This window comes from Micromonospora humidisoli (assembly GCF_016900955.1).
In the GTDB taxonomy this organism is placed as follows: domain Bacteria; phylum Actinomycetota; class Actinomycetes; order Mycobacteriales; family Micromonosporaceae; genus Micromonospora; species Micromonospora wenchangensis.
The window spans coordinates 1-18,140 of sequence record NZ_JAFEUO010000001.1 but is presented as its reverse complement, the minus strand read 5'-3'; the positions used below and the strand labels follow the sequence as shown (position 1 = coordinate 18,140).

The window sequence follows — 18,140 nt, the reverse complement described above, 5'->3', positions numbered from 1 at the left end:
GGGAGCGTAGCCCCACGTCCACCCACCGGCCGCCAATCGTGCACGACTGTTGAACGCTCGTTATCCCGGCGTAACCCTGGCGTGGGGCACATCACTCAGCGTGCCAGTGCCGACCGGTCCGGTGTCACGAACATCCGTTTCCGGCGGCCTCCGCCGGCTACCGCCAGAACACCGCCACAGCCGCCGTGACCAGGGTCAACCCGACGATCGCCAGGAAGTGACCCCGGGCCACCTGCGCCCGCTTCCGGGAGAAGAAGACCATGACGAAGATGAGCAGGGCCAGCACCAACTTGGTAACAAGCTTCGCGGGGGCCGGCTCGTCGCCGTCGCGCAGCGGCGCGGACAGGCCCACACCGGTCAACAACTGGATCACCGAGCCCCAGAGCATGGCCGGGTTGATCCGCAGCCGGCCGCTGAGGTACTGGGCGACGGCACCGCCGAGCAGCAGCGCGAACCCGATCAGATGGACGTAGAGAAGGACCAGTCGGAGAGCTTCCACGCCGGCCATCCTCCCCCATCAACGACACTTTGTAGTAGTTGCCCCGCCGGCTGAGTTCAATCCGTGATCTCGCCGCTTGCGCCACCCGGCGTCCCGGGCCGCCGGGCGCAGGGCCGCCGTCAGAGCCGCCAGACCTGGAAGGTCGGGCCGTCACCCGGCAGGGTCACCCCGCCGTCGGCGGCGGGCCGCAGCGCCGGGGCGCCCCCGTGGAGGTTCTCCCCCGCCGAGCCCGGAACGGTGGTCGGCAGGCCGGCCAGCCGGACCGGCGGGCCGGCCGCCCGCCGGGCCAGCACCAGCACCGCGCCGGTGGTCGCCTCGCGCAGGAAGACCAGCGTGTCGGCGTCGGCGTACACCCAGCGCAGGCCACCGTGCCGCAGCTCCGGGGTGTCCCGGCGCAGCGCCAGCAACGCCCGGTAGGCGGCGAAGGTGCCGGCATCGCGTCGCTGCGGCCGGTGCCACGGCATCGGGGTACGCGAGGACTCGCCGTTGCCGCCGGTCAGGCCCCACTCGTCACCGGCGAAGACGACCGGGGTGCCGGGCAGGGTGGCGAGCAGCCCGGCGGCCACCTCCTGCCGGGCGGCGTCCCCGACCACGGTGCGGATGCGGGCCGAGTCGTGCGAGCCGAGCAGCTGCCACGAATGGGTGTACGACCGCCAGGAGATCAGCGACCGGAAGCTGTCCATGGTGGCGAGCACCGCGTGCGCGTCCCGCCGCCGCACCCCGCCCGGGGTGCCGAGGAAGTTCGGCACCGGCTCGCCGCCCCCGGCATCCCCGGGACCGGTGCGCAGCCAGGACCAGACCGGGTCGGTGAAGCCGACGTAGTTCATCGTGCCGTGCCAGCCGTCGCGGTCCAGGTCACCGGTGTGGTCGTGACCGTGCTCGGCGAGCAGCAGCCCGTCGGCGCGGGTCTGCGTGACCACCTCGCGCAGCAGCCGCGCCACCTCGTGGGTGTACGCGTCCGCGCCCCGCCGGCCGGTCATGTTGGCCACGTCGACCCGCCAGCCGTCCAGCCCGTACGGCGGGCGCAGCCAGCGGCGCAGCAGCGAGTCCGGGTCGGTGGCGAAGCGGCGGCGCAGTTCGGCGCTGCCCCAGTTCAGCTTCGGCAGCGACCGCACCCCGTTCCACGACTCGTAGGTCGGCTCCCCGCCGCCGGTGGGCACGTCGAAGTAGTACAGCTCCCGCTCGGGGGCGTCGGCGTCGGCCAGGGCGCGGGTGAACCACCCGTGCGCGTCGCCGGTGTGGTTGCTGGTGATGTCGCCGATCAGCCGCCAGCCCCGGGCCCGGACGGCGTCGGCCAGCCGGACCAGTGCCGCGTCCCCACCGAGCAGCGGGTCGACGGTGTCGAAGCCGGCGGCGTCGTAGCGGTGGTTGGAGCGGGCCGGGAAGATCGGCGTCAGGTAGACGGTGTTGACGCCGAGCCGGTCCAGGTGGTCGAGGCGTTCGGTGATGCCGTCGAGGTCGCCACCGTAGAACTGGCGTGGGGCCTGCGGGCCGTACCCGACGACCGGGGTGTCCCAGTCGCAGGGGACCGCCCAGTCCGGCGGGGTGCGCCCGTCGGCGGCGGCGGAGCGGGCGAACCGGTCGGGGAAGATCTGGTAGATCAGCGCGTCCCGGGCCCAGGCCGGCGGCGGCGCGTGGCTGACCAGCTTGAAGTCGCCGTGGTCGGGCACGTCGTGGTCGACCTGGCCGGCGGCGTTGAGCCAGCGGTAGCCGCCGGTCGCCCCGGTCAGCATGAACCGGTAGTTGCTGACCGGGTTGCGGACCTCGACGTCGGCCCGCCACCACACGTCGTGACCGTCCCGACGGTCGACGGTGGCCGCGACGAAGCGCGGCTCACCGTCGCCCGTGGTCCGGACGTGCACCTGCCGGACGTCGACGCCCTCGGGCACCCGGACGAACACCGGCACCCGCTGACCGAGGACGGGTTCCTGCTCGGGCACGTACAGCGCCGAGCCGTCGTGGTGCGGCGACAGGGACATGGCGTGGCCTTTCGATTCAGCCCTTGACCGCCCCGGCGGTGAGGCCGGAGACGATGTAGCGCTGGAGGAGCTGGAAGACCAGCACGGTGGGGACCGCGGTGAGCAGGGTGCCCGCCGCGAAGATGCCGAAGTTGTTGTTCCGCTCCCCCGCGACCAGGCCGAACATGCCGACCGCGAGGGTCTTGGACCCGGGATCGGTGAGGAACACGTTGGCGATCATGAACTCGTTGATCGTGCCGATGAACGACAGCAGCGCGGTCACCGCCAGGATCGGCGCCACCAGCGGCAGCATGATCCGGAAGAAGACCTGGGCGTGGCTCGCGCCGTCCATGGTGGCCGACTCGTCCAGTTCGCGGGGCAGGGTGTCGAAGAACCCCTTCATCAGCCAGGTGTTCATGCCCAGCGCGCCGCCCATGTAGAGCAGGAACAGGCCCCACGGGGTGTTGAAGCCGATCGACGGCCACAGGTCGGTGACCCGGGTGAAGATCAGGAAGATCGCCACGATCGCCAGGAACTGCGGGAACATCTGGATCAGCAGCAGGGTCAGCAGCCCGAACCGCCGTCCGGCGAAGCGCATCCGGGAGAACGCGTACGCCGCCAGCGAGGACAGGAAGATCGACGCGAAGCTCGCCCCGCCCGCGATGAGCAGCGAGTTGAGGAACCAGCGGGCGAACTCCGTCCGCTCGAACAGGTTGCCGAAGTTGGTGAGCGACGCCCCGGTGGGCAGCAGCTCGGTCGACGAGAGGGTGCCGAGCGGGTTGAGCGCGGCGGAGAGCACGAACAGGATCGGGAAGAGGCTGAACGCCACCGCCAGCAGGCCGACCACATGCCGCCAGCCGACCTGGGTGAGCCACCGGCGCCCGCGCCGGCCGGCGGCCTTCGGGTGGGTCGTCACGAGTAGACCTCCTCCTGCTGGCGGGTACGCCGGAAGCTGATCGCCGACACCGTGGCCACGATCGCGAAGATGAAGATCGACACCGCGGCGGCCAGCCCGAACTCGGCGCCCTGCGCGCCGAAGGCCAGCCGGTAGGTGTACGTGATCAGCAGGTCGGTGGCCCCGTTGGTCGGGTTGTCCGGCGCGAACGGGCCACCCTCGGTGGTCAACCAGATCGCGTTGATGTTGTTGAAGTTGTACGCGAACGACGCGATCAGCAGCGGCGAGAGCGCCACCAGCAGCAGCGGCAGGGTGACCGCCCGGAACGACTGCCAGGGCGACGCGCCGTCGACCGAGGTGGCCTCGGTCAGCTCCTTGGGGATCGCCTGGAGCGCGCCCGTGGTCACCAGGAACATGTACGGGTACCCGAGCCAGAGCTGCACCAGCAGCACCGCCACCCGCGCCGACCAGGCCTCGCCGAACCAGTCGACGCCGAGGCCGAACAGGTTGTTGACCAGGCCGAAATCGGTGTTGAACATGTCCCGCCAGACCAGCAGCATCGCGAACGACGGCATCGCGTACGGCAGGATCAGGAAGACCCGGTAGAGGTTGGTGCCCCGCATCCGGGGCGAGTGCAGGGCCAGCGCGATGGCCATGCCGAGTCCGAAAGTGAAGCCGGTGGAGCCGATCGCGAAGGCGAAGTTCCACAGCAGGGTGCCGAAGAACGGGCCGGAGATGTCCGGGTCGGTGAGCACCCGGGCGAAGTTCTTCAGCCCCACCCCGACCTGCCAGCCCTGGGCGAGCCGCTCGCCGTCGGCGGCGACGAAGGAGCCGGTGTCCGGGTCGGCCGTCCAGGTCCTGCCGGTCTCGTTGTCGGTGACGCAGTCACAGCCCCGGTCGTACGCCCGGACGGCTTTGCCCTCGTAGGCGCGGGACAGACCGGTGGAGCGCACCGCGCCACCGGGGGTCGGCACGACCAGGGCGGTGATCTCCTCGCTGCGTACGCTGGCCTGACCGACGTTGAGCACGGTGTAGCCCTTGGCGGCGGTGACCCGGCCGCTGGCGGCGACGGTCACGTCGGCGGCGTCGAGCGGGCGCAGCCCGGCGGCGTCCCCGGCGGAGACCCGGCCGGTCCCCGGGTCGGTGAGCAGGAAGACCAGTGGCCCGGTGGCCGGGTCGCCGGTGGTGGCGATGGCGAGGGCGTACTCGGCGGAGCCGGGGACCTGCTTGACCGAGGAGGTCTCGATGGCGACGACCGCGTCGGCCTTGGAACCCCGGTGGCCGTCGCCGAAGTTGGTGAACGCGGTGCTCGCGGTGTAGAGCACCGGGAAGACCTGGAAAGCGATCAGGAAGATCGTTCCTGGCACCAGGTACTTGGCCGGGATGTGCCGGCGGGTCAGGTAGAGGTAGCACAGGCCGGCGGTGGTGGCCGCCAGGATGGCGAGACCGACCCAGAGCCGGGCGGCGACGAGCGGGAAGGCCGCCCAGATCGCGATCCCGGCCACCAGGCCGAGCAGGACCACCTTGACGGCGAGGCCGGTCGCGGTGACCGGCGTGTGCTGGCGCGCGGCACGGGAGGTGTCCGGGGGCCCGGAGCGCGCGGGCCCCCGGCCCGGGGCCTGCGGGGCAGGTCCCGGGCCGGACAGCGTGCTCATTACTTGATCTGACCCGAGATCGTCTTGCCGGCTGCGGTGACGGTCTTCGCCGGGTCGGCACCGCCGATGACGGCGGCCTCGGCCTTGCCGAACGGATCCCAGATCGCGGCCATGGCCGGGATCGCCGGCAGCACCTGGCCGCCCTTGCCCGCCTCGGAGAACTTGGCGAGGTCCGGGTCGGTGCCCTTGACCTGGTCGAACGCGGCGGTCAGCGCCGGCGGGCGGGGCTCGGCCTGATAGAGCGCCACGGCCAGCTCGGGGGTGGTCACGTAGTTGGTGACGAACTCCTGGGCCAGCGCCTTGTTCTTGCCCTTGGCGGCGACGTAGAACGCCTGGACGCCGACGAACGGCTGGGCCTGCTTGCCACCGGCGAAGCCGGGGACCGGGGAGATGTCGTAGGAGATGCCGGCCTTCTTGGCGTCGGCGATCGCCCACGGGCCGGAGACCAGGAAGGCGCACTTCTTGCCGGTGAAGGTGGCGATGGAGTTCTCGCCGGTGATGGAGCGCTTCAGCGCGCCGTCGCCCTTCTCCCCCAGCTTCGCGATCTTCTGGAAGGCCGCGACCGACTCCGGCTTGCCCACGCCCAGGTCCTTGGGGTCGTAGTCGCCGTTGGCGGCGGTGCCGAAGAGATAGCCGCCGGCCGAGGTGTACAGCGGGTAGATGTGGTACGCGTCGCCGTTCTGTCCGGACTGGAGGCAGAGGATCTCGCTGGCCTTCTTGTCGGCCTTGAGCTTCTTGCCGGTGGCGACCAGGTCCTCGATCGTCTTCGGCGCCTCGGGGGCCAGCGCGGTGTTGCGGATCAGCGCGATGTTCTCGGTGGCGTACGGGACGCCGTAGAGCTGCCCGTTGAACGTGACCGCCTTGATCGCGGTCTCGTTGAAGCCGGACTTCTGCTCGGCGGCGAGCTGCACCGGGTCGATCGCCCCGTTCTGCACGAGGTTGCCGATCCAGTCGTGCGCGCCGACCACCACGTCCGGGCCGCTGCCCTGCTGGGAGGCGGTGACGAAGTTGGTCTGGAGATCCTTGGAGACGGCCTGCACCTCGACGGTGACGCCGTTCTCCTGGCCGAACTTGTCGGCGAACGGCTTGAGGGCCGCGGTCCGCTTGTCGTCCGCCCAGATGACGAGCTTGCCGCTCGCGGCCGGGGAGGTGGCCTTGGCGGCCGGTTCGTCCTTGCTGTTGTCGCCGCCGCAGCCCGACGCGGCGAGCGCCAGGCCGAGAACGGTGACCACACCCGCGGTACGGATGCGCATCGGTACTCCTGTCGTCATGACGGGGCCGGCCACCTGAGGAAGGGCGGCCTCGCCGTAGGAAACTCTGCAAGTTCTTGCTGACCGGCGTCGGGAAGGCCGCGCCGCTGCTGTCGCGTGTTGCCGGGACGTTAGCAATAGGTTGCAGATATTGGAAGGGCTTGCAGAGACGTACGCAAGAACTTGCCCTTGGGTTAAAGTTCCGCCATGCGCGCTCGACTGTCCGACATCGCCCAACAGGCCGAAGTCAGCGAGGCCACGGTGTCGCGGGTGCTCAACGACCGCCCCGGCGTGGCCCCGGAGACCCGGCAGGCCGTCCTGACCGCCCTCGACGTGCTCGGCTACGAGCGCCCCGCCCGGCTGCGCAAACGCAGCGCCGGGCTGGTCGGGCTGGTGGTGCCGGAGCTGGAGAATCCGATCTTCCCGGCCTTCGCCCAGGTGATCGAGTCGACGCTGGCGCAGAGCGGCTTCACCCCGGTGCTGTGCACCCAGACCCCGGGCGGGGTCACCGAGGACGAGTACGTGGAGATGCTGCTCGACCGGCAGGTCTCCGGCATCGTCTTCGTCTCCGGCCTGCACGCCGACACGGCGGCCAACCACGACCGGTACCGCGCGCTGATCGCCAGGCCGCTGCCGGTCGTCATGATCAACGGGTACGCCCCGGGCATCGCCGCGCCCTTCGTCTCCTGCGACGACCGGGAGGCCACCGAGCTGGCCGTGGCGCACCTGGTAGCGCTCGGGCACCGGCAGATCGGCCTGATCACCGGGCCGGACCGGTTCGTGCCGGTGCAGCGCCGGGTGGCCGGCTTCCGGGCCGCGATGACCCGGCTCGGCACCACCGGCGGCGACCTGGACGCGCTCGCCGAGCTCTCGCTGTTCGGGGTCGAGGGCGGCGAGGCCGCCGCCGGCCGGCTGATCGAGCGCGGGGTCACCGGGATCGTCTGCGGCTCCGACCTGATGGCGCTCGGCGCGATGCGGGCCGCCCGGCAGCGCGGCCTGTCCGTGCCCGGCGACCTGTCGGTGGTCGGCTACGACGACTCGCCGCTGATGGCCTTCACCGACCCGCCGCTGACCACCATGCGGCAGCCGGTGGCCGCGATGGCGGTGGCCGCCGTCCGGGCCCTGGTCGACGAGATCAACGGGCACGCCGCGCCGCACTCGGAGTACCTGTTCCGCCCGGAGCTGGTGGTCCGCGGGTCGACCGCGGTGGTACGCCAGACGGGCACCGGCCGGCAGCGCCCGGCACCGCCCGCCCTCGCCGTCCCCGCCTGAGCCCCCGCCGCCGCCGGCCGCGCTCCCCCGTCTCCCGGCGGAGGGGACGCGCCCACGAACGACCCGCCCCGAGCGCCGGTGACGGACGTCATTTCTTGCGCAAGGCATGCTTGACTCTTGCAGCATCCGGCCGGCATTCTCTCCACACCCGCGTCCGTCACCCACCGCCGCGCGGGCACCGCCGTCCCGCCACAGAACGGGGATCTCCGCCGATGACCGCCACCGACCCCACGCCGCTGGCCTCCGACGACGACTGGTGGCGCGCCGCGGTCGTCTACCAGGTGTACGTTCGCAGCTTCGCCGACTCCGACGGCGACGGCGTCGGCGACCTCGGCGGCATCCGGCAGCGGCTGCCGTACCTGCGTGACCTCGGGGTGGACGCGCTCTGGCTGACCCCGTTCTACACCTCGCCGCAGATCGACGCCGGCTACGACGTGGCCGACTACCGCGACGTCGACCCGCTCTTCGGCGACCTCGCCGACTTCGATGCCATGATCACCGACGCGCACGCGCTGGGCCTGCGGATCATCGTGGACCTGGTGCCCAACCACACCTCCAGCGCGCACCCCTGGTTCACCGCCGCCCTCGCCGCCGGCCCCGGCTCCCCCGAGCGGGCGCGTTACCTGTTCGCCGACGGCCGGGGCATCGACGGCGAGTTGCCCCCCAACGACTGGGAGAGCATCTTCGGCGGCCCCGCCTGGACGCGGCTGCCCGACGGCCAGTGGTACCTGCACCTGTTCGACCCGGCGCAGCCCGACCTCAACTGGCGGCACCCGCAGGTGCGGGCCGAGTTCGAAGACGTGCTGCGGTTCTGGCTCGACCGGGGCGTCGACGGGTTCCGGATCGACGTGGCCCACGGGATGATCAAGGCGGAGGGGCTGCCGGACGTCGGCTTCAGCTCGATGACCACCGGCCGCCGCCAGTCGGAGTTGCTCGGCAAGGGCCGGCTGCCCTACTTCGACCAGGACGAGGTGCACGACATCTACCGGGCCTGGCGCCCCATCCTGGACAGCTACCCCGGCGGCCGGATGGCGGTCGCCGAGGCGTGGGCGGAGACCCCGCAGCGGCTCGCCCGCTACATCGGCCCGGACGAGCTGCACCAGGCGTTCAGCTTCGACTTCCTCGACGCCACCTGGTCGGCCGACTCGTTCCGCAAGGTGATCGACACCGCCCTGGCCGAGGCGACGATCGTCGGTGCGCCGACCACCTGGGTGCTGTCCAACCACGACCGGCAGCGGCACGTCACCCGCTACGGCGACGGCGAGGTCGGCCTGCGCCGGGCCCGCGCCGCCGCCCTGCTCATGCTGGCCCTGCCCGGCTCCACCTACCTCTACCAGGGCGAGGAGCTCGGCCTGCCCGAGGTGCTGGACCTGCCCGACGCGCTCCGGCAGGACCCGGCGTTCCTGCGTACCGGGGAGAGCCGTGACGGCTGCCGGGTGCCGATCCCGTGGGGCGGCGAGCTGCCCCCGTACGGCTTCGGGCCGGACAGCAGCGAGCTGAGCTGGCTGCCGGCCCCGGCCACCTGGCGGGCCCTGTCGGTGGCCGCCCAGACCGGGACGCCCGGGTCGACGCTGGAGCTGTACCGGGCCGCGCTGCGGGTCAGGCGTACGCACCCGGCGCTGTCGGCCACCGCCGGCCCGGTGCTCTGGCAGGAGACCGGGCCCGGGGTGCTGGCGTTCCGCCGCGACGCCGACGACACCGCGCTGACCTGCGTGGTCAACCTCAGCGGTGCCCCGGTCCTGATCGACGGGTACGGCCACCCCCTGGTGGCCAGCGCCGACCTCACCGAGCAGGACGCCGGACACGTCCTGCCGGTGGACGCAGCCGCGTGGTTCGAACGGCGCTGAGCCGGGTAACCCGCCATTGACCTGGTCGTCCGTTGTGCCCCGCGCCGACGGGCGGCTGGGCTGCCGACCCCTTGTGGTGGGGGGTGAAGGTGGCACCGGCACCCCCGGGGAGGTCCGCTTCCCGGGGGTGCCGGTGCACCACCACCGCACACCGGCGTCACCCGCCCCGTCACCGGCCGCGCAGCAGCCCCGCGATCCGCCCGAAGCCCGCCCGCACCTGCGCCTCGGTCGGTACGGGCGGCGGCTGCGGCCGGTCGGCCCCGGCGACCTCCTCGTCCTCCTGCTCGTCGAGGACGTCCTGCTCGTCGAGGACGTCGTCGAAGTCCCCGTAGAGGTCGGCCGCGGAGATCCGGGCCTCCTCGTCGGCGGCGGCGAGCTGCGACGCGGCGATCTCGCCCCGGATCTCCTCGGCCGACAGCGCCGGCACCAGCGGTTCGACCACCGCCATGAACCGTTCGTCGGCCACCACCGCCTCGGCCAGGGCCAGCGCGTGCGGTCGCTCGTACGGCCCGCAGACCACGGGTTCCCATTCGGCCGGATCGGCGAGCGGGCCGAACGTGATGATCCAGGGCAGGGTGAGCAGCGGCGAGTCGTCCGGCAGGTCCAGCGTCACGAGTGCGCCCACCGGCTCATCATGGTCGTTCCGGCCGGCGCACCGGGCGGCATTTGCCCCATTCATCTTTTCCGACGACTGTCGGCATCCCGCTTTCCCTCCGGGCGGCCCCACCGTCGACCACCCGACCGCCCGCCCCGACCCCAGCGCCGGCCGGGCCGGGAGCGACGACGCGGGCTCACGCCGGGGGTGGACCGTCCAGGGCGGCGCGGACCAGGGCCAACGCCCGGTCCGGCGGCACGCCCAGCCGGGTCGCCTCCTCGGCGTACCGGGCCGCCGCCCGCTGCAACCGGTCGACCGCGTCGTCCCGCCCCGGGGCGACGAAGCTGCCGTGCCGGCCCCGGGTCTCCAGCAGCCCGGCCGACTCCAGCTCCCGGTAGGCGCGGGCCACCGTGTTCACCGCCAACCCCAACTCGGCGGCGAACTGCCGCACCGGGGCCAGCCGGGTGCCGACCGTCAGCCGGCCGTCGCCGATCATCGCGGCGAGCTGCGCCCGCACCTGCTCGTACGGGGGCACCGGGGAGCCCGGATCGATCTCGACAGGCATCAGCCCGCTCCTCCCGGCGTACCCGGATCGGTTTCGGTGTCGACGTCGGCCTCGACGTTGACCTGCCGCATCACCGCCCCCTCCGACAGGTCGACCACCCGGCCGTGCCGGCTGGTGGCGGCCAGCGCCGCACCGAAGAGCACCAGTTGGTTGAGCAGGTAGAGGTAGAGCAGCACGGCCACCGCGCCGGCCACCACCGCGTACGCCGGGTTCCGCTCGGTCCGCACGATGTAGAACCGGCCGACGGTGTTGAGCAGGGTGATGCCGACCGCGACCAGCAGCACCACCGGGCGCAGCCGGCGGCGGCTCATCCGCAGCCGGGGCACCGCCACCAGCAGCGCCGTCGCCAGCACCGCGTTGACCAGCACGCTGAGCACCGCGCTGACGGTGGTCAGCCCCACCGACCCGGTGGCCCGCAGCAGGAACCGCAGCACCGACTCCAGCGCGTCCACCGCCGCCACCGAGATGCCCAGCATGACGAAGACCAGCAGCAGCACGCCCAGATCCACCAGCCGCCGGACCACCAGGTTGCCCGGCTGCTGGTTGAAGCCGTACATCAGCCGCTGCGACGACCGGATCGCCTCCACCCAGCCGATCCCGGTGAAGAACAGGATCACCAGGCCCACCACCCCGACCGCGTTGCTGCTCTCGGCGATCTGCTGCGGGTCGAGGAAGGGCAGGTTGTCCCGCAGGAACTCCGCCACCGCGTCGGAGACCTCGTCGTTGTCCTCCAGGATCGCCCCGAACACCGAGTACGCGACCAGGGCGAGGGCGAACACGGCGAAGAAGCCGTAGTAGGCGATGGCAGCGGCCAACCGTCCGCCCAGCACCTCGCCGTAGAGGTCGACCGCCCGCCAGAGGTGGTCGAGCCGGGGCCACCGGTGCCGGGCCACGGTGACCCGGCGGTCGATGCCGGCCGTCCACCGGCCCCACGCGTCCACCACGTCATCCTCGCCGATCTGTCGTCACCGGTGCCGACCAACAGGCGGTCGGCGGAAGCGGGTGCCGGCCACCAGCGTCCCACCGGCGGGCGGGGTGCCGCAGCGGGGGCACCTCCGGCCGGCCACGGGACGGGTCAGCCGCCGAGCCGGAAGTCCCGGCGCGGCTGCCACCGGGTCTCACCGCTGTGCGAGAAGAGGGTGAAGCTCTCCACCTCGAACATCGCCGAGAAGTCGGCGAGATCCTCGTAGGCCCGGTCCAGCGCCTCCGGGGCGACGTCCTGCGCCACGGTGACGTGCGGGTGGTACGGGAAGCGCAGCTCCCGGTGCAGGTGCGGGGCGGCGCTGATGGCGGCGGCGAGCAGCTCGCACTCGCTGATCCCGGCCGCGACCGCGACGAAGACCACCTGGGTCACCGGCCGGAACGTGCCCGTCCCCCGCAGGTGCAGGGTGAACGGCAGGTGGGCGGTGGCCACCTCGGCCAGGTGCGCCTCGACCGACTCCAGCGCGGCCAGGGGGATCTCGGTCGGGCCGAGCAGGGTCACGTGCGCCGGGACGACCTGCGGGTCACCCGTCTGCACCCGGCGTCGGGTGAGCAGCCCGCCCCACGGCTCCGGGATGTCCACCGCGATCCCGATCTGGATGGTCTCGCCGGCCACCGGTATCCCGTCGCTGCGATCCACGCTCCGCGCCACCCCTCCGGCCATCGTCTCGACCCGTACCGCCGACCCGCCCACCGTTACGCCACGGGGGCCGACGCCAGGAACCCGACCCGCTCGTACGCTGTACGCAGCGTCGGCACGGTCACCGCGCGGGCCTTCTCCACCCCGACGGCGAGCAGCTTGTCGAGCTGCGCGGGGTCGTCGAGGTAGGCCCGGGTGCGTTCCTGGATCGGGGTGACGAACTCACGGACCACCTCGGCCAGCTCCTTCTTGAGATCGCCGTAGCCCCGGCCCGCGTACGCGGCCACCAGGTCGTCGATGCTCCGGCCGGACAGGGCGGAGTGGATGGTGAGCAGGTTGGACACCCCGGGCTTGGTCTCGGTGTCGAAGACGATCTCCCGGCCGGTGTCGGTGACCGCCGAGCGGATCTTCTTGGCCGAGCGGGCCGGGTCCTCCAGCAGGTCGATGATGCCGGCCGGGGAGGACGACGACTTCGACATCTTCGCCGTCGGCTCCTGGAGGTCGGTGATCTTGGCAGTGTCCTTCACGATGTGCGGGGCGGGCACCGTGAAGGTCGGCCCGAACAGCGAGTTGAACCGCTGGGCCAGATCCCGGGAGAGTTCCAGGTGCTGCCGCTGGTCCTCGCCGACCGGCACCGCGTCGGCCTGGTAGAGCAGGATGTCGGCGGCCTGGAGGATCGGGTACGTGAACAGGCCGACGCTGGAGCGCTCGCTGCCCTGCTTCTGCGACTTGTCCTTGAACTGGGTCATCCGGCTCGCCTCACCGAAGCCGGTGATGCAGCCCAGCACCCACGCCAGCTGCGCGTGCTCGGGCACCTGCGACTGGACGAACAGCGCGCTGCGCTCGGGGTCGATGCCGACCGCGAGGAGCTGCGCGGCGGCCACCCGGGTGCGCTGTCGCAGCACCGCCGGATCGTGCCCGGCGGTGATCGCGTGCAGGTCGACCACGCAGTAGAACGCCTCGTGGGTGTCCTGCAACGCCACCCAGTGCCGCACCGCGCCCAGGTAGTTGCCGAGGTGGAACGAGTCGGCCGTCGGCTGGATGCCGGAGAAGACGCGGGGGCGGGCGGGAGCGTCGGACATGCCGGCAATTCTGTCAGCAACCCCGGGCGTCCGTCATGACGGGCCGGCGGGTCGGCTCGCCGCCGGTTCCACCGGGGCGGTGACCTCCCGTCCCGCCGCTTGCGACCACCCGGGCGGACCGGTGGCCGGCACCCCCGGCGGCGCGGTGGCCGTCGGCTCCGGCGGTGCGGTGGCCTCGCGTCGTGGCTCGGGCAGGCGGGCGGTGGAGACCGCGACCCGGGACACCCGACGGCCGTCGAGGGCGAGCACCCGCAACAGCCACCCGTCGGCCGGGGCGGCCGGCGGCGGGTCGGCCGGCGCGGTGACCGGCACCTCGTCGCCGGCCACCGGGAGCCGGCCGAGGGCCGCCATCACGTACCCGCCGACCGTCTCGTACGGGCCGGCGGGCAGCGGCACCCCGGTCCGCTCGGCGAAGTCGGCCAGGTTGAGCCGACCGTCGACCACGGCGGGCAGGCCGGCCGACGCCGGCTCGGGTGGGCCGGCGTACTCGTCGTGGATCTCCCCGACCAGTTCCTCGATCAGGTCCTCGCAGGTCACGATGCCGGCGGTGCCGCCGTACTCGTCGACCACCACGGCGAGGTGGTGGCCCTCGCGGCGCATCTCGGTCAGCGCGGCGAGCACCCGCTTGCTGCCGGGCAGCCGCTTGACCTCCCGGCTCAGCCGGCCCACCGTGGTCGACGGGTCCAGGTCGGGGCGGAGCAGCACGTCGCGCAGGTGCACGAAGCCGACCACGTCGTCGTGGGTGCCGTCGACCACCGGGTACCTGGTGTGCGGGTCGATCCGGACCAGGCGTTCGGCCTCGGCGAGGGTCAGTCCGGCGGCGAGGAAGACCACCTCGGTGCGGGGCATCATCACCTCGCGGACCAGGCTGGCCCCGGCGACCAGTACCTCGTCGATGATCCGCCGTTCGTCGGGGTCGAGCACGGTGTTCGCGGCGACCAGGTCGCGTAGCTCGTGCTCGCTGATCCGTTCCCGGCCGGCGGTGGGGCTGGCGCCGAGCAGGTCGGTGACGAGCCGGGTGGCGCCGTCGGCGGCCCGGACGACCAGCCGCGCGACGCTGCGGGCCACCGGCCCGGGTACGCGCCGGCTCCGCCCCGGCGCGCGTCTCCGGGGCCCGGGACCACCCGCTTCCCGCATGGAAGTGATGGTAGGGCCGACGGACCCGGCCGGTGGGCAATGTGCGGATCTGTTCAATCATGAAGGTTCATGATGGGATGGGGTTGACCCCGCGACGCACAGCGCGGCGACAGCAGCCGGCCGTAGGGTGATCACGAACGGCCGCAGCGGGCGCGGCCAGGCAGGAGGACCGACGTGAAACTGCTCGTCACCGGCGGCGCCGGCTACATCGGCAGCGTGGTGACCCGGATGCTGCTCGACGCCGGACACCAGGTGACCGTCCTGGACGACCTGCGCACCGGCCACCGGGCAGCGCTCGCCCCCGACGCCACCCACGTCGACCTGCCCGTGCACGAGGCGGCCCAGGTGCTCACCCCCGACGCCGGCTACGACGGGGTGCTGCACTTCGCCGCGCTGATCGCCGCCGGCGAGTCGATGGTCCACCCCGAGCGGTACTGGCACGCCAACACGGTCAGCTCGATCGCGCTGATCGACGCCGTCCGGGCCGCCCGGGTGCCACGCCTGGTCTTCTCCTCCACCGCCGCCGTCTACGGCAACCCGGTCGAACTGCCCATCCCGGAGACCGCCGTCAAGGCCCCCACCAACACGTACGGCGCCACCAAGCTCGCCGTCGACCTGGTGCTCACCTCCGAGGCGACCGCACACGACCTCGCCGCCGTGTCGCTGCGCTACTTCAACGTCGCCGGGGCGTACCTGCGCGACGGCCTCGCCATCGGCGAACGGCACGACCCGGAGACCCACCTCATCCCGATCGCCCTCGACGTCGCCGCCGGCCGCCGGGAGAAACTCCAACTCTTCGGCGACGACTACCCCACCGTCGACGGCACCTGCGTCCGCGACTACATCCACGTCGAGGACCTGGCCCGCGCCCACCTGCTGGCGCTCACCGCCGCCGTGCAAGGCCGGCACCGCATCTACAACCTCGGCAACGGCAGCGGCTTCACCAACCGGCAGGTCGTCGACGTGGTCCGCGAGGTCACCGGGCACCCGGTGCCGGTCGAGACCGCCCCCCGTCGCGAGGGCGACCCGGCCGAACTCGTCGCCTCCTCGGCGCTGGCCCGGCAGGAACTGGGCTGGGTGCCCGAGAAACCCACCCTCACCGACATGGTCGGCGACGCCTGGGCGTTCTACCGCGCGCACGTGCTGGGGCAGTCGTGACGGGCCGGCCCGACGTCGCCGACCGCGCCACCGCCGGCTTCACCTCCGGGTACGACGCGACGCCCGCCGGACGCTGGGCGGCACCCGGACGGGTCAACCTGATCGGCGAGCACACCGACTACAACGACGGATTCGTGCTCCCCTTCGCCCTGCCGCTGCGTACCGTGGTCGCCGCCGACCCGCAGCCCGGCGAACGCTGGACGGTCCGCTCGGAGATCAGCGACCGGCCCGTCGACTTCGGAGCCGCCGAGGCCGACGCACCCGGCCGGGTCGCCGGCTGGGGCGGCTACGTCGCCGGGGTCGTCTGGGCCCTGCGCGGGGCCGGGTACGCCGTCCCCGGCGTCCGGCTGGCCGTCGCCTCGGACGTGCCGCTCGGCTCCGGGCTGTCCTCCTCGGCAGCCCTGGAGGCGGCGGTGCTCGCCGCCCTGGCCGACCTGGGCGGGCTGGACCTGCCCGCCGAGCGCCGGCCCCGGCTGGCCCAACGCGCCGAGAACGGCTACGTCGGCGCGCCGACCGGCATCATGGACCAGTCGGCGGTGATCCGCTGCCGCGCCGGCCACGCCCTGTTCCTCGACTGCCGGGACGAATCCGTCGACCACGTCCCGTTCGACCTCGACGCCGCCGGCCTGGCCATCCTGGTGATCGACAGCCGCGCACCGCACCGGCACGCCGACGGCGAGTACGCCTCCCGCCGCGCCTCCTGCGAACGGGCCGCCGACCTGCTCGGCGTGCCCGCCCTGCGCGACGTGCCGGTCGCCGACCTCGACGCCGCACTCGGGCGGCTGCCCGACGACGAGACCCGACGCCGGGTCCGGCACGTGGTCACCGAGAACCAGCGGGTGCTCGACACCGTCGCCCTGCTGCGCGCCGACCGGGTCGCCGAGATCGGGCCGCTGCTGACCGCCTCGCACGCCTCCATGCGGGACGACTTCGCGATCACCGTCCCCGAGGTGGACACCGCCGTCGAGGCGGCGCTCGCGGCCGGTGCGCTCGGTGCCCGGATGACCGGCGGCGGCTTCGGCGGCTGCGTCCTCGCCCTGGTCGAGGCGGCGGCTGCGGAACCGGTGGCGGCAGCCGTCCGGGCCGCCTACGCCGAACGCGGCTTCACCGCCCCCGACACCCTCACCGCCCTCCCCGCCCCCGGCGCCACCCGCCTCCCCTGACCCACCCCGGCCCCACTCCCGCCCCCGCTCCTACCCCCCGTTCGGGCGCCGGTGATCAAGAGGTTTACGTCAATCCATCAACGAAACCTGACGCAAATCTCTTGATCACCAAGGCGCACTCGGGCGGCGGGGCGGGTGGGCATGCTGGTATGCGGTGATCAAGAGCTTTGCGTCATCCGTCGAGCGGAAACTGACGCAAAGGTCTTGATCACCGAGAGCCGACAAGGCGGGGTGGGTCAGGCGGTGTCGACGATCATGCCGGCGGCTACGGTGCGGTTCGTGGCCTCGTCGATGATGATAAAGCCGCCCGTGGTGCGGTTACGGCGGTACTCGTCGGCCAGCAACGGGACGGTGGTCCGCAGCCGTACCCGGCCGATCTCGTTGAGCCGCAGCTCGGTGGCGGTCTCGTCGCGGTGCAGGGTGTTGACGTCGAGCCGGTAGTACAGGCCGCGCACGATCGTCCGGGCCGTCCGCGTGGTGTGCTTGATGGTGTACTTGCCGCCGACCTGGAGCGGCCGGGTCTCGTCCATCCAGCAGACCATCGCCTCGATGTCCTGCGAGACGGTCGGTGCGTTGTTCGGCCGGCAGATCATGTCGCCGCGCGAGATGTCGATCTCGTCGTCGAGGCGGACGGTGACCGACATCGGGGGGAACGCCTCGTCGACGGGGCCGTCGGCGGTGTCGATGGCGGCGATCCGGCTGGTGAACCCGGACGGCAGGACCATCACCTCGTCGCCGGGCTTGAGCACCCCGGAGGCGACCTGCCCGGCGTAGCCCCGGTAGTCGGTCACCGTGGTCGACTGGGGGCGGATCACGTACTGCACCGGGAACCGCACGTCGACCAGGTTGCGGTCCGAGGCGATGTGCACGTGCTCCAGGTGGTGCAGCAGCGACGGGCCCTCGTACCACGGCATGTTCTCCGACCGGGTGACGATGTTGTCGCCACGCAACGCGGAGATCGGCACCACGGTCAGATCCGGCGCGTCGAGTTTCGCCGCGAAGGCGGTGAACTCGTCGGCGATCTTCTCGAAGACCTCCTGGGAGAAGTCGACCAGGTCCATCTTGTTGACGCACAGCACCAGGTGCGGCACCCGCAGCAGCGAGCACAGGAACGCGTGCCGCCGCGACTGCTCCACCAGCCCCTTACGGGCGTCCACCAGGATCAACGCCAGATCGGCCGTGGACGCGCCGGTGACCATGTTGCGGGTGTACTGGGTGTGCCCGGGGGTGTCGGCGATGATGAACTTCCGCCGGGGCGTGGCGAAGTACCGGTACGCCACGTCGATGGTGATGCCCTGTTCCCGTTCGGCCCGCAGACCATCGGTGAGCAACGCCAGGTTGGTGTACTCGTCGCCCCGGGCCGCGCTGACCGCCTCCACCGCGGCCAACTGGTCGGTGAACAACGACTTCGTGTCGTACAGCAGCCGCCCGATCAGGGTCGAC

General features: G+C 72.4%; 16 protein-coding genes. 4 read left to right on the top strand and 12 right to left on the bottom strand.

Going from position 1 to position 18,140, the window contains the following annotated elements:
• Nucleotides 1–157: 157 nt before the first annotated feature.
• The 5 genes from JQN84_RS00080 to JQN84_RS00060 form a co-directional block, all read right to left on the bottom strand.
• Nucleotides 158–499, bottom strand: a complete 342-nt coding sequence (locus tag JQN84_RS00080) for a hypothetical protein (protein WP_204956376.1) — start codon at nt 497–499, stop codon at nt 158–160.
• Nucleotides 500–618: 119 nt separating this feature from the next.
• On the bottom strand, nt 619–2,478 hold the full coding sequence (locus tag JQN84_RS00075; protein WP_204956375.1) for a glycoside hydrolase family 13 protein: 1,860 nt from the start codon (nt 2,476–2,478) through the stop codon (nt 619–621).
• A 16-nt stretch (nt 2,479–2,494) separates the two neighbouring features.
• Nucleotides 2,495–3,373: a sugar ABC transporter permease gene (locus tag JQN84_RS00070; protein WP_204956374.1), complete on the bottom strand. Its 879-nt coding sequence runs from the start codon at nt 3,371–3,373 to the stop codon at nt 2,495–2,497.
• Nucleotides 3,370–5,007 carry an ABC transporter permease subunit gene (locus JQN84_RS00065; protein WP_204956373.1) on the bottom strand — a complete coding sequence of 546 codons (1,638 nt, stop codon included), beginning with the start codon at nt 5,005–5,007 and terminating at the stop codon, nt 3,370–3,372. Before JQN84_RS00065 ends, JQN84_RS00070 begins: the two co-directional genes overlap by 4 nt.
• Nucleotides 5,007–6,260, bottom strand: a complete 1,254-nt coding sequence (locus tag JQN84_RS00060; protein WP_204956372.1) for a sugar ABC transporter substrate-binding protein — start codon at nt 6,258–6,260, stop codon at nt 5,007–5,009. Before JQN84_RS00060 ends, JQN84_RS00065 begins: the two co-directional genes overlap by 1 nt.
• Before the next feature lie 204 nt (nt 6,261–6,464).
• Here JQN84_RS00060 and JQN84_RS00055 point away from each other — a divergent pair, with 204 nt between their 5' ends.
• Together JQN84_RS00055 and JQN84_RS00050 are read left to right on the top strand one after the other, a co-directional pair.
• Nucleotides 6,465–7,529: a LacI family DNA-binding transcriptional regulator gene (locus JQN84_RS00055; protein WP_204956371.1), complete on the top strand. Its 1,065-nt coding sequence runs from the start codon at nt 6,465–6,467 to the stop codon at nt 7,527–7,529.
• Between the two features lie 212 nt (nt 7,530–7,741).
• The gene (locus JQN84_RS00050) at nt 7,742–9,376 is read left to right on the top strand and encodes a glycoside hydrolase family 13 protein (RefSeq protein ID WP_204956370.1); all 1,635 of its coding nucleotides are present in this window, start codon (nt 7,742–7,744) and stop codon (nt 9,374–9,376) included.
• A gap of 169 nt (nt 9,377–9,545) precedes the next feature.
• On the opposite strand, the gene JQN84_RS00045 is transcribed toward JQN84_RS00050, so the two are convergent.
• From JQN84_RS00045 to JQN84_RS00020, 6 genes are all read right to left on the bottom strand, one after another.
• Nucleotides 9,546–10,001, bottom strand: a complete 456-nt coding sequence (locus JQN84_RS00045; protein ID WP_204956369.1) for a hypothetical protein — start codon at nt 9,999–10,001, stop codon at nt 9,546–9,548.
• A 166-nt stretch (nt 10,002–10,167) separates the two neighbouring features.
• Complete coding sequence (locus JQN84_RS00040) at nt 10,168–10,536, bottom strand: GntR family transcriptional regulator (protein WP_204956368.1); 369 nt, start codon at nt 10,534–10,536, stop codon at nt 10,168–10,170.
• A complete protein-coding gene (locus JQN84_RS00035) occupies nt 10,536–11,447 on the bottom strand; it encodes a YihY/virulence factor BrkB family protein (protein ID WP_281903241.1) in 912 nt (303 codons plus the stop codon). The genes JQN84_RS00040 and JQN84_RS00035 overlap by 1 nt, the downstream gene beginning before the upstream one ends.
• Nucleotides 11,448–11,611: 164 nt before the next feature.
• Nucleotides 11,612–12,181 (bottom strand): 2'-5' RNA ligase family protein, encoded by a 570-nt coding sequence (locus tag JQN84_RS00030; protein ID WP_204956366.1) that lies wholly within the window; start codon nt 12,179–12,181, stop codon nt 11,612–11,614.
• A 32-nt stretch (nt 12,182–12,213) separates the two neighbouring features.
• Nucleotides 12,214–13,239, bottom strand: a complete 1,026-nt coding sequence (gene trpS / locus JQN84_RS00025) for a tryptophan--tRNA ligase (RefSeq protein ID WP_204956365.1) — start codon at nt 13,237–13,239, stop codon at nt 12,214–12,216.
• Nucleotides 13,240–13,272: 33 nt separating this feature from the next.
• On the bottom strand, nt 13,273–14,376 hold the full coding sequence (locus JQN84_RS00020; protein WP_204956364.1) for a hemolysin family protein: 1,104 nt from the start codon (nt 14,374–14,376) through the stop codon (nt 13,273–13,275).
• Nucleotides 14,377–14,604: 228 nt separating this feature from the next.
• Here JQN84_RS00020 and galE point away from each other — a divergent pair, with 228 nt between their 5' ends.
• Nucleotides 14,605–15,534 (top strand): UDP-glucose 4-epimerase GalE, encoded by a 930-nt coding sequence (galE, locus tag JQN84_RS00015; RefSeq protein ID WP_239484666.1) that lies wholly within the window; start codon nt 14,605–14,607, stop codon nt 15,532–15,534.
• Nucleotides 15,531–16,697, top strand: a complete 1,167-nt coding sequence (galK, locus tag JQN84_RS00010) for a galactokinase (protein WP_204956362.1) — start codon at nt 15,531–15,533, stop codon at nt 16,695–16,697. The genes galE and galK overlap by 4 nt, the downstream gene beginning before the upstream one ends.
• Before the next feature lie 236 nt (nt 16,698–16,933).
• On the opposite strand, the gene JQN84_RS00005 is transcribed toward galK, so the two are convergent.
• Nucleotides 16,934–18,140, bottom strand: a 1,207-nt coding sequence (locus tag JQN84_RS00005) for a sulfate adenylyltransferase subunit 1 (protein ID WP_204956361.1), incomplete at its 5' end; no start/stop codon positions are given.